The sequence below is a fragment of the Sulfurimonas sp. genome, from assembly GCF_019429335.1.
Taxonomy (GTDB): domain Bacteria; phylum Campylobacterota; class Campylobacteria; order Campylobacterales; family Sulfurimonadaceae; genus Sulfurimonas.
Genome location: NZ_JAHYJB010000008.1, coordinates 52,982 through 68,161, shown reverse-complemented (window position 1 = coordinate 68,161; position 15,180 = coordinate 52,982). Strand labels below are relative to the sequence as shown.

The window sequence follows — 15,180 nt, the reverse complement described above, 5'->3', positions numbered from 1 at the left end:
AGAAAAAATCCAAGAGAAATAAAAAATCATTCGGACACTTATGCTAAAATATCGCCACAGAAAATATCTCTTCTTCAACTGTCCGAATGAAACCGACAGAGGTGTCCGGATAAACCGTTATATGCACTTAGAGTTTGGTTTTGGACGAAGGGATCTTTACGGAGTAGATGATTTGATATCAATGGTGTTTAGCATATATTGCCCGAGCGAAGATTTGAGAACACAAAGTACGACAGAGTTGTTTTATAGGTATGACGTATATTACGGCGTGCAGCTGACCGTAAGCATGCAGATAATAAATAATTCCTAAAAGTATCAAGAGGATTGGGCCCCGTTGCCTGATGTAAGAGTTAGAATGATTTTTTAAAAGCGTGATTTGTTTTTTAGATAAAGGAGAAAACAGAGCCCGAAGGCCCTTGTCTTATAGGCGTGATTCGTAACGTCTCATCATATAAAGACGTTTAAGCATTTTTTTACGAGAAGCAATTAGGAACTTCTTACGTTTTTCAGTTTTCGTTTCATGGAAACGACGAGCACGAGCTTCTGTAACGATTAAGTTACGGTCAGTCTGCTTTTTGAAACGGCGATAAGATGCATCGAAATTGTCATCACTGCGTAATATTATACCTGGCATATCACATCACCCACTTTCTTTAAAATTTGAATACGAATTGTACCATAAACATCTTAATTTAATATCTTTGTACGGAAATAGAGCGGTTTTTAATATTAAATTGACACAAATCAATAGCAGAGTTTTTTAAATCAGATAAAATTACTCTGATTTAAAACTTAGAGCGTAATTCGTTCTTACCAAAGGAAACAAGATGAAAAAAGTTATTTTAGCAGTTGCACTATTGTTGGGTGTCCTCCAAGCAGATAGTATTGTTCATTACGATACAAAAGAAGCAAATACTCCGATTGATAAACCGAATCATCCGAGTACAGATATTTATTAATATCTAAAATTTTATTTCTCCTTCTAAAATAGGTCTTGCTTCGACCTATTTTAGTAATCTACATGTAGCTTTTCCAAACTCTCTTTAACTAACATTTTTGTATAATTTCTTATGATTACACAAGATTCTATAGAAGCCCTTAAAGCACGCCTTGATATTGTTGATGTTGTAGGTTCGTATCTTGATCTTAGAAAAGCTGGTGCAAACTACAAGGCGCCATGCCCTTTTCATGATGAAAAAAGTGCTTCTTTTATTGTAAGCCCATCTAAACAGATATACCACTGCTTTGGCTGCGGCGTTGGAGGCGATAGCATCAAATTTACTATGGAGTATGAAAAATTAAACTATCCGGAAGCTTTAGAAAAACTCGCTTCTTCGTACAACTTCTCTCTTGCGTACAGTGACAGTAAAAACAGCAAACCTCGCTCCGATTTTATGGAAAAAATCAACGAGTGGTACCAGTATCTGCTTACAAAAAATCCGCAATCGCTCTCTTATTTAAGGGAGCGCGGTATCTATGAGAGCAGCATAGAGAAATTTTGTATAGGCTATGCACCTGATTCTGCTTCAACCATAAACTATATAAAATCGCAGCTTTTTAATATGAGCGAAGCCATAGAGATGGGTGTTATAGGAAGCGAGGGCGGAAGAAGTTTTGCCAGATTTATAGAGCGCATAACCTTTCCTATTTACTCCGCAAACGGTACTATCATCGGTTTTGGTGGCAGAACAATAAGCGGTCATCAGGCAAAATATATAAACTCTCCCGAGACACCGTTTTTTAACAAATCAAGACTTCTTTATGCTTACAACCACGCAAAGCAGAGTGTGCATAAAACAAAAGAGATAGTTATAACGGAGGGTTATCTTGATGTTATTATGCTTCATCAAGCTGGCTTTACAAATGCAGTTGCAACGCTTGGTACGGCTCTTACTCCAGAGCATCTGCCACTTTTAAGAAAAGGCGAACCAAAGGTTGTCATGGCTTATGACGGTGACAAAGCAGGGCGCGCAGCTGCACTCAAGGCATCAAAACTTTTAAGCGCAGGCGGATTTAGCGGTGGAGTTGTTATCTTTTTGGATGGAATGGATCCGGCGGATATGGTAAAAAAAGGCGCGGTTGAAGAGCTCTCAAGCTTGTTTAGAAATCCGCAGCCATTTATAGAGTTTGTTTTGGATGAGATACTCTCGCTATATAACCTTGCCGACCCAAAGGCAAGAGAGGTCTGTATGCAAGATGCTATAGGATATCTTAAGACACTCTCTCCAATGCTTCAAGAGGAGTACAAATCTTACTTGGCTTCACGTCTTGGGCTTAGTCCATCATTTGTCAGGCTCTCTAACCAAACTAACACTAACAATAATAACAAACCGATTATTGACTCCAGCCGTCATAAAGATATGTGGGAGCTTAGCCTTATTAAAACAGTTCTGGAACATCCTGAGTTAATAGACATGATACTTGATGTTTTGGACCCATCACTTTTGCAGTTTCACTCATCCGAGTTTTCTCTCGCGCTCAAGGGAGAGTTTTCTCATCCGCATCTTATGGCAATATCTGTTGATGAGCAGATAAAACCGCTGAAAAATGAGGAGGCACTAAAAGCCGAGCTTCTCGCATTTTTGATAAAGCATTATGAGCGTGAGTATAAAAAAATAAATATGCAAAAAGATATCTCTTTTGAGCAGAAGGCGTTTTATATTCGTAAGTTCAGGGGAAAGATTTCGCAGTTAAAAAGAGGAGAGCTCGTAGCTTTTAAGAGCTAGGCTTGGAGTCCTCTTTAGGTTTTCGCTCTTTGATAGATATTTTTCTTCCGACGTTTTTGGGTGCCTCTGTCGTCTCTTTTTTACTACCGTCATAACGGTGATTTCTATCTCCGCTTTTACCTGAAAATTTCGCTTTGCCGCTTTCGTCTTTGCCTAGAAATTTATTCGGTTTTTTATCGTATTTTGGCTTCTCGAAAGGTTTGCGTTCAGAATTCTCACCCTCTCTTTTTGGTCTGTCGTATTTTGGCTTTTCAAAAGGCTTTTTATCGTACTTAGGTTTATCAAATTGTTTTTTAGCGTATTTTGGTTTATCATCAGCGTTGGCATTAAATGTATGCTCTCTTTTTGGAGCAGGTTTTGGTGCTATTTTCATTTTTTTTTGCTCTTCATATTCAAAACCGGCGACAATCTCCTGTTTTATAACCCTTTTTAAAAGAGTCTCTATCGGGTAGAGATGTTTTTGTTCGTTGATATCAAGCAGAACAATCGCGCTGTCTGTCGCTTTTGCCAATCTTAACATGTAGGTAGCCGCAGTTGATGGCAAATCGTAGCTAATAAGGAGTTCGCACTCTAATTCTGTAGCTTTTGCCAACTCTTCATCGTCTAAGACAGTAACACTATCAGAGTTTATAGCTTCTTTTACAAGTTCAATATTATTTGTTACAGCTACAACTGTTTTTAGGGCGCTGTTCTGAGATATTAATTGAGCAAGAAGAGAGAGTTTTTTCTCGCTAGGACAAGGGTGGATACGGTGTTTGTTATGCTTTATGGTTATTTGATTGCTCGGCATCTGAAGTCCTAAGAGAGTATTTATATATTTAGCTGATATTATATCTCACATTAGCATAAATTATGCTATTATGTACTTATATTAAATTCAGGATTATAATGTCATTTACAACACTAGGTTTATCAGCTCCTATACTAAAAGCTATACAAGATCAGGGCTATACAGAGCCTACGCCGATTCAAAAACAAGCAATACCCGTGATACTCAGTAGAAAAGATATTTTGGCAGGTGCCCAAACGGGAACAGGCAAAACAGCAGGCTTTACTCTGCCACTTCTTCAGCTTTTAAGTACAATAAAACCGACAAAACCAAAACAGAGCGTTAGAGCGCTGATTTTAACACCCACAAGAGAGTTGGCGGCACAAGTCGGAGAGAGTGTAGAGGTTTATGGAAAATATCTCTCATTCAAATCAGCTGTCATTTTTGGCGGAGTTAAAATAAATCCGCAGATTACACAGCTTCGCAAAGGGGTTGATATCGTTATTGCAACGCCGGGAAGACTTCTTGACCATGTCTCGCAAAAGAGCATAGATTTAAAAGATGTTGAATTTCTTATACTTGATGAAGCCGACAGAATGCTCGACATGGGCTTTATAAACGATATCAAAAAGATATTGGCAATTCTTCCAAAACAGAAACAGACTCTGCTCTTCTCGGCTACATACTCAGATGAGATAAAAAAACTCTCAGACAAGTTGCTAAACTCTCCGGTTTTAATAGAAGTGGCACGTCCAAACAGAGCTTCAGAGAGTGTAAAGCAGGTGGTTTATCCTGTTGATAAAGAGCGTAAGCGCGAACTTTTAACACATCTTATAAACGAGGGCAAATGGAAACAGGTGCTTGTCTTTACAAGAACAAAACATGGGGCCAACCGTCTTACCGGGCAGCTTGAAAAGGATGGTATAACAGCCGTTGCGATACACGGAAACAAGAGCCAGAATGCAAGAACAAAAGCCTTAGCCGACTTTAAAAACGGTGAGGTAAAGGTTTTGGTCGCAACGGATATCGCAGCTAGAGGGATAGATATAGACCAGCTTCCACATGTAATAAACTACGAGCTTCCAAACGTCTCTGAGGATTATGTTCACAGAATTGGGCGAACAGGACGTGCCGGCAGCGAGGGCGAAGCAATATCGCTTGTTTGTATAGATGAGCATGAGTATCTTGCAAACATAGAGAAGCTGATTAAAAACGATATCCCAAAAGTATGGCTAAAAGATTTTAAACCAGACCCAAGCATAAAAGCAGAGCCGATAAACCAAGGCGGTAACAGGGGACAAAGAGGTCAAAGGCCTTCTGGCAAATCAGAGAGCGGCAAAGCAGGAAATGCTAAATCGTCTCAAGGCTCATCAAGAGGCTCCTCTGGCGGAAGAAGAAATAAGTAGTGTATAATTTCATTAAATAAAATCTGACCTTATAATTCTCGAAAAACAAAGTTTTTCGTAGCATAAGGAGAGTTGTAGGGACTTTAGTTCATGCCATTAAAACGGACTTGTTCGTTTTAATGCGTAATATGAGATAAAACTATCAATTTTACAAGGAAGAAGATGAAAGCAATAGCACTATTTAGCGGTGGATTAGACTCAACTTTGGCGATGAAACTTATAATAGACCAAGGCATAGAAGTTTTGGCTGTAAATATAAGCACCGGTTTTGGAAGCACAAAAGATAGACTTGGGCATATGCAGAGTATGTGCGCTCAGGTCGGTGCCCAGCTAAAAATAATAAATATTGAGAGTGAATTTTTGCAAGATGTACTCTTTGACCCAAAACATGGTTATGGCAAAAATTTTAACCCATGCATCGATTGTCATACAAAGATGTTTGCGGTGGCAAAAAGAGTTATGGAGGCGGAGGGCGCCTCATTTTTGATTAGCGGCGAGGTTTTAGGACAACGTCCGATGAGCCAAAATAAAGACGCTATGCAGACAGTTTTAAACGAGAGCAACTGTGACGGACTGCTCCTTCGTCCGCTATCTGCCAAAGCCCTCGCTCCTACAATTGCCGAGATAAATGGATGGGTGAACAGAGACAAACTTGAAGAGATTGTGGGAAGAAGTCGCGAAAGACAGCTTGAACTTGCTAAAGAGATAGGCCTGGAAAATTTTGAGAGCCCGGGCGGCGGATGCCTTTTAACGGATGAGAACTTTGCTAAAAAGATGTTTGATTTTATCAAGTATGATAAGTTTGAAGTAAAAGATATCCCTGTGATGAAATATGGTCGTCATTTACGCCTCAAAGACGGCTCAAAGCTTGTAGTGGGAAGAAATCAAGAGGAGAACGCACGTCTCCAAGATATAAACAATGACAAATATTACCACGTAAAGGCAATCGGTCTGCCTGGCCCGCACTCACTTCTTAGCAAAAATGCAACAGACTCAGACAAAGAGCTTGCAGCAAAAATAATTCTCACATATTGCAAAAGTGACAAGAACATAAGCTACATGCTTAGTCTTGACGATGAGGAGATTCAAGCCACTCCTTTTGCTTCTAGAGATGAGATAAAATCATACGCGATAATGCAGTAATTTCTATTTCTATTTTTTTAGGATATACTTTTTGAAACTTTAAAACTTGAGGTAAATCATGGCTGGCATACACTTTGGATTTGACAATTTTAGACAACTTTTAGATTTAAGCATAGGTTTGGCGCAGAGGCTCGATGAGAATCGTGCCGAGAGTTTTACCCTGCTGTATTGCGATTTTTCAGCAGTCAAGGAGTCGGTCATAGAGAGCTCGCTGGAGCAAATACTTAGAAATTCTGACGCAATAGTAAACAATAATGCTGACTACTTTTTTGTGCTCCCATATACGGATAAGTATGGTGCGCAAATCGTAAAAAATATGTTTGAAGAGTTTTTTGCCAAAAATTTGAATTCGTTTATGGTAAGTTATCCGGTTGATGGGGAGAAGCCTGAGGCACTAATCTCTGAGTTAAGAGATGTCCTAAGCGCTACATACCACAACGACTTAGTATGCCTTAATAGCTTTAATCCCTATTAAACCCATAATCTTTAGAGTTTTTATAAAACTCTATCGCCTCTGATATCCTCTGCTCTTTATACACTTTTTTATCACACACCAATCTACATGTTACTTTTACATTTTTAGAGGCCTGCTCTACTTCTTGGCTCTTCTTTGCCTCATAAGCAGACGTATCAACATTTTTTGCCGTAACGGCACCAAATGGAGTTTGTGCCGCCAACAGTATGGGAGGTAATAAAAATAGTAATTTAATCATGTGGACTATATCGGTTTAAGAGTGGAATAGTTTATGCTGATAATCCTAAAATCTTTAATAAAAAAATACAAAGGAGCGGGTAATGATAGTAGCAAATGCTAAAAGCAGTAAAGCATCATCTTCACCATTAAATTTATCGGTGCCAAAAGAGAAGCCTGCCCTCTCATTTTCAGACCTTTTAAGAGGCGTAAGTGATAAAAAGGATGCCAAGATTGTTCAAAATGGCTCTTTGATATTATCTCTTGGAGATGAAGAAAAAAGCCTAAAAACAGCAAAAAGCACCTCTTTAAAGAAAGATTCGCCACACGCTCTTTTAAAAAGTGAAGAAAATTTGGCTCCTAACAAAACCATGGAGCCGTTGGAACTAAATCCAAAACTAACCGCTGCTTTGTCAAAAACAGATATAAGAGTGCTCGTAGGTGAAGCAAAAAATTATATCAAAGCAAAAATACAAGAGAGTGAAGGCTACAAAAAAGCTGAGATAAAAGATCTTCCGAATACGCTTAAGGGGCTGGTTGAAGCAGCTAAAAAGTTCGGCATAGATATAACTAAAATAAGCTTTGAAGAGGTTAAGTCGAATGCACAAAGGGGAGTTAGGCAAGAAGATGTCAAAGCTATGGTCGCAAAAGATGGGAAGAGTGAGATTGCAAAAGAGGCGGTTATAGAGAAAAAAACGGTCTCAGAAAAAGAGCTTAAAACCGAAACGCCAAAAGGGTTAAGAACAGAAGCACAAAAAGAGGCGAAGGGTGAGGCGTCGAAAGCGTTAACGGCAGAAGCACAAAAAGAGGCGAAAGCCGAAGCGCCAAAAGAGGTATCTGTGGAGAAAAAAGCTCAAACGGTGCAGACGGACGAAAAGCAAAAAAATGCAGCTGTCAGTAACTTATCGGCTTCAAAGATAGAACAAAATGAGATTAAACTTGATGGGAAATTTGCAGAGATTCAAAAAGAGATAAAACATACGCCTCTATTCAAGGCGCAAGCAGTGGCTGAGCATACATCAACAGAGCAGATAGTTCAGGTTAAAGCAAACAGCCACTCTTTTAAATCAGAGCAAAAGAGACCAAAAGAGAGAGCAGATGAGACTCTCAAGCTTCTGTTGCGCGGCGAAAAACCCTCAACAAACAACTCTGCGCTAACGGCTGATTTTTCAGTTGCAACCGCCAAAGTAATCGCACCAACGGCTACGACTGAGAGTGCAAAAACTCTAGAGCACCTTCTGCATGGCACTTCCTCGTCCGCGGAGCAGAGTTCGTCATCAGCTAAAATGGAATCATTGACAACCCATAAGAGTGATAGTTTTGAAGTTAAACTGAATGAAGCAAAACAGATGATTAGGTATCTGTCAGCCGATGTAAAGAGTGCGATAGAGGATTACAAATCTCCTTTTACAAGAGTAAAATTGCAGTTAAATCCGCAAAGATTGGGCGAGGTTGATCTGACTATAGTCCAAAGAGGTAAAAATCTACATGTGAGTATCAGTTCAAACAACACAGCGATAAATACCCTATCAATGAACGCAAATGAGCTCAGAGTGCAGTTGAGCAACAATGGAATAAATAATGCTACATTAAACTTTAGTAACGGGCAGCAAAACAGCGATACCAATGCCGGCGGGGGACACCAGCAGAGACACAATGAGCGACAAGCTCATGAAGAGTATAGCTATTTTGAACATGAAGAGGCAAACGAAGAGATTTTAAGCTCTTTAGAGATTATAGTTCCACGATATATATAAATATGGAAAAGGAAAAACCACAATGGCAATCACATCAACAGGCTTAAATGCTGCAACAAACGCAGACTATGCTAAAACGGTAGACACTGACAATAAAAACATACTCGGAAAAGATGATTTTATGAAGCTTCTTTTGGTTGAGCTTCAGCACCAAGACCCGACAGAGCCTATGGACAGCGAGAAGATTTTATCTCAGACATCACAGCTTGCAACCCTAGAGGCATCAGAAAACACAAACAAAGCGCTTTCAGATTTAGCTGCATCGCTTGGCAATTCGCAGCAGTTTAGCACAATAGCCGCAATCGGCAAAACTGCTGATATTGGGAGCAATGCGCTAGTGCTTGATGAAGGTTCAGATACAACTTTTGAGATATATTTCCCAGATGACATAGAGAGAGGAAATGTTGAGATACTGGACGTAAATGGAAATATTCTAAAAACATTAGATGTCGGAACAAACCCTAAGGGTGTTTACCAGTTTACATGGGATGGAACAGACTCAAGCGGCAATGCAGTTAATAGCGGAATATATTATTCAACAGCTTCATATACCAATCCAAACGGTGATGCGCTAACGACAAGAGTCGGCGCTTATCCGATTGAATCAGTAAGATTTGAAAACGGCGAAACATTTGTCAAAGTCGGTTCAAACTATGTTCCACTATCACAAATAGTAGAAGTTTACTAAGGATTATCAAATGATGAGCCAAGCTTTTTACACTGGAATAAACGGAATAAAAGCGCATCAGACCGCTATTGACGTAGTTTCTGATAATTTATCAAACATAAGCACAATCGGTTTTCGCGGTTACAGCACGGAGTTTTCATCTCTTTTTGAGAATATGATTAGCACCACGTCATCACTTAACTCAGGCATTGGTGTCGGAACACGACTCGGTACGGTTGTAATGGATGAAAACAGGGGTGTTTATCAGTTGGCAGACAAGAGTACAGACTTGGCCATTATAGGAGACGGCTGGTTCGCTGTACAAGGCGAAGGAAAGCCCATGTATACCCGTGATGGAAGCTTTACGTTTGATAAAAACAGAGATCTGGTAACGCATGACGGCTACTATGTTTTAGGAACAATGGGCGCCAATATTAATAACGGAGTATTGACACAGCAGCTTGCAGAAGTAGAATTGGGCGCAGTGACTACTCAGCAAAAACTGCGTTTTCCGGATGATTTGGTTTTTCCTGTTCAGCCTACAACAGAGGCGAGATTTTTCGGAAACCTGAGCGTTAATGATGAGACAAGGGTAATAAGTGCAAAAGCGATTGATGCACAGAGCAATATAAACAGCATAAGACTTGAATTTACTAAAGTTGACCCGCAGGTCTCCCCTGGAACACAGTGGAATGTGGTAGCAACTGCACAAAGTGCAAGTGTAGATACGGTTTATAACAAAGAGACCGGTGAAACTACCTATCTTCCTCTAACGGTATATGATACGCAAACCGGAGTTGTAACGTTTGATGAGTCCGGTATATTGACATCAAATACGCTCTCTTCCATAAACAATAACGGCTCGACAGTCCGTCTAGATTTAGGCACTGGTTTTGACGGGCTAATTGCCATGAACAACCCTTTTAGCGGTTCAAGCTCGTCTGATGGGTTGCAAACTGGAGATCTTGTCGGGTATGACATAAATAAAAATGCTCAGATAATCGCAACTTTTTCTAACGGCATGCAGAGCTCAATAGGTATGGTTGCAGTTTATCACTTCCAGAACGACAGAGGTCTTGAACGTGTAAACGGGGCTAGATTTACGGAATCAAACAATAGTGGCAGACCTATGTTTTTTCAAGATGAAAACGGCAAAAATATTCTAGGCACCGAGCTTACAAACTATAAACTAGAGGGTTCAAATGTGAGAATGGAGGTTGGATTGACCGAGATAATCGTAATGCAAAGAGCGTATGACGCCAACTCAAAGTCTATAACAACCGCAGACCAGATGCTCAAAAAAGCTCTGGAGATGGACGCATAATAAAGTTGGAACATTAAATGCTAAATGTTTTCACTTATAATAATTAGGCTTATGCACTTTTACAAACAATGGCATAAAACACCTTGCGATTCTCGAAAAACTTTTTTCGTAGCTTTTAGGTATGCTAACCAATGGCATACTCCATGGCAAGGGGGTTAGAAGGGACTTTAGTCCCTCTCACTAAAACGAACGCGTTCGTTTTAGTGCATATTATCAAATAATAACAAAGGATTTAACATGCTAAAATCACTTTTTGCCGGCGTATCCGGGCTTCAGTCGCATCAAATCGCGATGGACGTAGAGTCAAACAATATTGCAAACGTTAATACAATAGGTTTTAAATATTCTCGTGCCAACTTTTCGGACCTTTTAGCTCAAACTCAGGCTATCGCTACAGCCCCTCAAGGCGAGCTTGGCGGTAAAAACCCTGTTCAGGTAGGGCTTGGTTCTACTGTTAGTTCAATGACGCGTATATTCTCTCAGGGTTCTATTCAAAATTCAGATAAAAATACCGACGTTGCTATTCAAGGTGACGGCTTTTTTATAATCTCTCCTGATGGCGGAAATACTTATAAGTATAGCCGTTCAGGGGATTTTAAATTTGATGCAGGCGGAAATTTCGTTGACAATAACGGATTTATTGTTCAGGGATGGTTAAGAGACAGAGCGACCGGTTTTGTTGACGCAACGGCGCCCATTACAAATATAAACATTCCTCCGGGACTTACAACTCCCGCATCTCCGACGCAAAATGTTGTTATCAAGGCAAACCTAAACTCGGGTCCATTGGTAAAAACTTACTCACCAGAGTATGAGGTAAAGAGCTATCCGACAGGAACGGTTCTTCCGATACTTCAGTCTGTGGATGAGAACGGAAATCCGATAGATTCCGGCGATATGGGTGTAATGTTCAATGACTCCGGAGAGGCGTTCAATCTTCAGGCGGGACAGGGTATTTGGGCATCATTTATTCCAACTAATACGACTGCAACTGGCATAGTTGCTGCAGGCGGCGGTCCAGGTCTGCCGGCTGAGCTTGATATCACATTTGAGTTGGACAACGGTACGCAAAAGCAGATAAATACAAGCGGCGGTACGGGGCTAGAAACTCAGGCTGAGAATGCTGCTCGTTACGTTTCTGCTATAAATGCACAAACATCGGTAACAGGTATAACTGCCACATATGATCCAATAGCAGGGCAAATTACGCTAACAAACGGCAACTCTGACACAAACGCTTCCCACAACGTTAGAATATTCGCAGTTGGCAATGCGAACAGTGGCTTTGTCGTAGGCGACTCTGCTGCTACCGCTTATAGATATCAGTATGATCCGACAGGTGCGGTTACGGTTGCTGGAGGCGATAAGAAGTTTACCTCTATAGCAGATCTTCGTGAAGCTTTGGAAAACCAGGCAAGAGCGGTTGGCGACGGCGATTTAGATGGGGTTTTTAATGAAAACAACATAGAGATAATCGTAAATTCTCAGGGTAAATTTGAGCTCTCAAATCCTGGCGGTTCACAAGACGGCGACTACGATATCAACCTCGCTATTACCGGCATGAGTGCAAACAGCATTGTCGGTGGTGGAATAAGCGAGAATACACGCTTTACTAGAAATATGGAAGCACTTAACGCGACGTTGCCTGCCGGAAGCACGGGAAAAGCATTTTCACAAAGCTTTAACGCTGCAACGCACTCTGCAAGTATCGATATATTTGACTCACTAGGTTCAAAGCATACGCTTAGAACACAGTTTAGAAAAGTTGCGGTTGACGCTTCAACGGGAAGTACATGGAATATGAAAATAAGTGTTCCAGAGCCTGCAACGATTGACTCTGTAGCGCCATACAATGAAAAGACGGGCTTTGTTAGATTTAACAGTGACGGCTCACTGGCAACATACAATCCGCCAAACGTCTCTTTTACCGCAAACAACGGTTCAGCGGCAAATCAGCAGGTTGCAATTAAGCTTGGAACGTCTAACAGTTTTGACGGCATGACAAGCTTTGACTCACCTTCATCAACATCCGGAATAAGCCAAGACGGTTTTACGGGCGGGGATTTGGTCGGTATCAGAATTGACCAGAGCGGTACTTTAGTCGGTTCATTTAGTAATGGCCGTTCATTTGGATTAGCTCAGATTGCTATGGCTAAGTTTACGAACAACGAGGGGCTCTCAACAGAGGGCGGAAACGTATATATTCAGACTGCAAACTCAGGAGATCCTATTATAGGAACGGCTGCAACTGCAGGACGCGGATTTATGCAATCGGCTGCGCTTGAGGCTTCTAACGTTGACTTGTCACGTGCGCTTACACAGCTTATCATTATTCAAAGGGGTTATCAGGCTAACGGTAAAACGATTACCACTTCTGACCAGCTTCTTCAAACACTTATAGGTTTAAAACAGTAAGTTAAATCTAGCCTCCTATGAAATCTAGCTTCTTGGTAGGCTAGATTTTCTTTATTCAATTCATTACGATATAATATTTCTAATATTTTTCATTAGGAATACCCATGCAATTTAGCGCTCCATTAAAATCAAATTCAAAAAAAATCATGCTTCTGGGTTCAGGCGAGCTAGGCAAAGAAGTGGCTATCGAAGCTCAAAGACTTGGTCTTGAAGTTATAGCTGTTGACAGATACCAAAACGCTCCTGCCCATCACGTCGCACACAGAAGTTATGTTGTAAACATGCAGGATAAAAACGCTCTTTTAGAGATTATTTACCGCGAAAAACCTGATTATATCTTGCCTGAGATTGAGGCTATCAGCATAGATGCTCTTTTTGCGGCAGAAGATAAGGGGTATAACGTTATACCAAACGCAAGTGCTGTTAGCAAGACCATGAACAGAAAAAATATCCGTACATTCGCGGCAGAGGTTTTAGGACTTAAAACCGGCAAGTATGAGTTTGTTACGACAAAAGATGAACTTAAAGAAGCGGCAGAGCGCATGGGGTTTCCTTGTGTTATAAAACCTGTTATGAGCAGCTCAGGGCATGGTCAAAGCGTGGCAAAAAGCGCAGATGACATCGACGCTTCATGGGAGATAGCAAAAGAGGCTAGAGGTGATGCAAGCGAGCTGATAGTTGAAGCTTTTATAGACTTTGACTACGAGATAACAATGCTAACTGCCAGAAACGGCAAAGAGACTCTATTTTGCGAACCGATAGGGCATGAACAGCGTGATGGCGATTATGTTTTTTCATGGCAGCCGATGCAGATGAGCGAAGTGGCGAAAAAAAGTGCACAAGAGATGGCTAAAGCTATCACAGATGGTCTTGGGGGGCGCGGTCTTTTTGGGGTTGAACTGTTTGTAAAAGGCGATGAGGTTTACTTCTCGGAAGTCTCACCTCGTCCGCATGATACTGGAATGGTTACGCTTATCACTCAGTCTCAAAGCGAATTTGCTCTCCACTTGCGTGCTGTTTTAGGGCTTCCTCTTGGATTTACATTCTACGGTCCGGGAGCATCTGCCGCGTTTAAATCAGAAGTTCACAATTACGCTCCGGCAATCAGCGTAGATGAGAGTCTATTCAGCGATAACAGTTTTGTTCGCGTATTTTCAAAACCTGAGGCACACAAAGGGAGACGTCTTGCAGTCGCGCTTGTTTTTGACGAGGTTGAAAAAGCGTTAGAGAAATCAAGAGAGTTAATTACAAAAATCAAGGATATCTAAATTGAAGATTGTTATTCTTGATGCTCTTACCTTTGGCGAAACTCTTCTTGGCGGATTTTTCAAACTTGGCGACGTTGATATTTTTCAAACAACTTCGCCCCAGCAGACACAGGAGAGGATTGCGCATAGTACTATTGTGGTTACCAACAAGGTTGTTGTAACCTCCGAGCACATGGCAAACACTCCATCTCTCAAACTTATATGCGTTGCGGCAACCGGCATGAACAATGTTGATTTGGAGGCCGCAAAAAAGATGGGCATCGAGGTAAAAAATGTATCAGGATACTCAACTGATTCAGTTATACAGCACACATTTTCTATGCTTTTTTATCTTATGGGACATTCGAGATATTATGATGAGTATGTTAAAAACGGCTCATACTCCAGAAGCGAAATATTTACGGATATCTCCAAGCCGTTCTTTGAGCTAAAAGGAAAAAGATGGGGAATCATAGGATTGGGAACTATCGGGCGAGGTGTTGCAAATATTGCAAAAGCTTTTGGAGCGGAGGTTTGTTACTACTCGACAAGCGGGAAAAACAACTCAGAAGATTTTCTACATGTAGAACTTGAGCAACTTCTAAAAACATCACATATTATCTCCATTCATGCCCCGCTAAACGATAAAACTCTCAATCTTTTAGAATATGAACGGTTGTTAATGTGCAGAGAGGAGGCTATTGTTTTAAACCTCGGGCGCGGCGGAATTATCAATGAAGAGGCAGTTGCACGCATAGTTGATGAGAGAGAGATTTACTTCGGTTTGGACGTGCTGAAAAAAGAGCCGATGGAGCGCAATCATCCGCTGCTCTCAGTTATAAACAGAGAGAGACTCTATATAACTCCGCACATTGCCTGGACAAGCGTCGAGGCAAGAGAGAGACTGATACAGAGCGTTATTGAAAATATAAAATCATTTATAAAGCACCAACAATCGCAGAACTAGCACTTTTTTTATCCGCATTTCTGGCGGCTACAATCTTTCCATTTAGTTCAGAGGTAGCATTTGTTGCG

At 40.9% G+C, this 15,180-nt stretch carries 15 protein-coding genes; 12 read left to right on the top strand and 3 right to left on the bottom strand.

The features are described from left to right. Positions 1-40: 40 nt before the first annotated feature. Positions 41-310 (top strand): hypothetical protein, encoded by a 270-nt coding sequence (locus K0A91_RS04950; protein WP_295008668.1) that lies wholly within the window; start codon positions 41-43, stop codon positions 308-310. 111 nt (positions 311-421) lie between these two features. Here the strand turns inward: K0A91_RS04950 and rpsU are convergent, their stop codons facing one another. Further along, positions 422-634, bottom strand: coding sequence for a 30S ribosomal protein S21 (gene rpsU / locus K0A91_RS04945; protein ID WP_295008667.1), 213 nt, complete (start codon positions 632-634; stop codon positions 422-424). Positions 635-827: 193 nt separating this feature from the next. Between rpsU and K0A91_RS04940 the strand changes: the two genes are divergently transcribed. Both K0A91_RS04940 and dnaG read left to right on the top strand, forming a co-directional pair. After that, positions 828-959: a hypothetical protein gene (locus K0A91_RS04940; RefSeq protein ID WP_295008666.1), complete on the top strand. Its 132-nt coding sequence runs from the start codon at positions 828-830 to the stop codon at positions 957-959. A gap of 111 nt (positions 960-1,070) precedes the next feature. After that, positions 1,071-2,726, top strand: a complete 1,656-nt coding sequence (dnaG, locus tag K0A91_RS04935) for a DNA primase (protein ID WP_295008665.1) — start codon at positions 1,071-1,073, stop codon at positions 2,724-2,726. On the opposite strand, the gene K0A91_RS04930 is transcribed toward dnaG, so the two are convergent. Next, positions 2,716-3,516 (bottom strand): hypothetical protein, encoded by an 801-nt coding sequence (locus K0A91_RS04930; RefSeq protein WP_295008664.1) that lies wholly within the window; start codon positions 3,514-3,516, stop codon positions 2,716-2,718. The genes dnaG and K0A91_RS04930 overlap by 11 nt on opposite strands. Before the next feature lie 98 nt (positions 3,517-3,614). On the opposite strand from K0A91_RS04930, the gene K0A91_RS04925 reads away from it, so the two are divergent. The 3 genes from K0A91_RS04925 (at position 3,615) to K0A91_RS04915 (ending at position 6,519) form a co-directional block, all read left to right on the top strand. After that, positions 3,615-4,901 carry a DEAD/DEAH box helicase gene (locus K0A91_RS04925; RefSeq protein WP_295008663.1) on the top strand — a complete coding sequence of 429 codons (1,287 nt, stop codon included), beginning with the start codon at positions 3,615-3,617 and terminating at the stop codon, positions 4,899-4,901. A gap of 162 nt (positions 4,902-5,063) precedes the next feature. Next, complete coding sequence (locus tag K0A91_RS04920) at positions 5,064-6,044, top strand: argininosuccinate synthase domain-containing protein (RefSeq protein WP_295008662.1); 981 nt, start codon at positions 5,064-5,066, stop codon at positions 6,042-6,044. 58 nt (positions 6,045-6,102) lie between these two features. Then, the gene (locus K0A91_RS04915) at positions 6,103-6,519 is read left to right on the top strand and encodes a hypothetical protein (RefSeq protein WP_295008661.1); all 417 of its coding nucleotides are present in this window, start codon (positions 6,103-6,105) and stop codon (positions 6,517-6,519) included. Here K0A91_RS04915 and K0A91_RS04910 read toward each other — a convergent pair. Further along, complete coding sequence (locus K0A91_RS04910; RefSeq protein WP_295008660.1) at positions 6,506-6,757, bottom strand: hypothetical protein; 252 nt, start codon at positions 6,755-6,757, stop codon at positions 6,506-6,508. The genes K0A91_RS04915 and K0A91_RS04910 overlap by 14 nt on opposite strands. 82 nt (positions 6,758-6,839) lie before the next feature. Here K0A91_RS04910 and K0A91_RS04905 point away from each other — a divergent pair, with 82 nt between their 5' ends. The 6 genes from K0A91_RS04905 (at position 6,840) to K0A91_RS04880 (ending at position 15,112) form a co-directional block, all read left to right on the top strand. Next, positions 6,840-8,492, top strand: coding sequence for a flagellar hook-length control protein FliK (locus K0A91_RS04905; protein ID WP_295008659.1), 1,653 nt, complete (start codon positions 6,840-6,842; stop codon positions 8,490-8,492). Positions 8,493-8,514: 22 nt separating this feature from the next. After that, the gene (locus tag K0A91_RS04900) at positions 8,515-9,180 is read left to right on the top strand and encodes a FlgD immunoglobulin-like domain containing protein (protein ID WP_295008658.1); all 666 of its coding nucleotides are present in this window, start codon (positions 8,515-8,517) and stop codon (positions 9,178-9,180) included. Between the two features lie 10 nt (positions 9,181-9,190). Next, positions 9,191-10,483, top strand: coding sequence for a flagellar hook-basal body complex protein (locus K0A91_RS04895; RefSeq protein WP_295008657.1), 1,293 nt, complete (start codon positions 9,191-9,193; stop codon positions 10,481-10,483). A gap of 237 nt (positions 10,484-10,720) precedes the next feature. Then, complete coding sequence (gene flgE / locus K0A91_RS04890; RefSeq protein WP_295008656.1) at positions 10,721-12,898, top strand: flagellar hook protein FlgE; 2,178 nt, start codon at positions 10,721-10,723, stop codon at positions 12,896-12,898. 104 nt (positions 12,899-13,002) lie between these two features. Next, positions 13,003-14,166, top strand: a complete 1,164-nt coding sequence (gene purT / locus K0A91_RS04885; protein ID WP_295008655.1) for a formate-dependent phosphoribosylglycinamide formyltransferase — start codon at positions 13,003-13,005, stop codon at positions 14,164-14,166. 1 nt (position 14,167) lies between these two features. Then, positions 14,168-15,112, top strand: coding sequence for a D-2-hydroxyacid dehydrogenase (locus K0A91_RS04880; protein WP_295008654.1), 945 nt, complete (start codon positions 14,168-14,170; stop codon positions 15,110-15,112). The last annotated feature ends 68 nt before the right edge of the window (positions 15,113-15,180 follow it).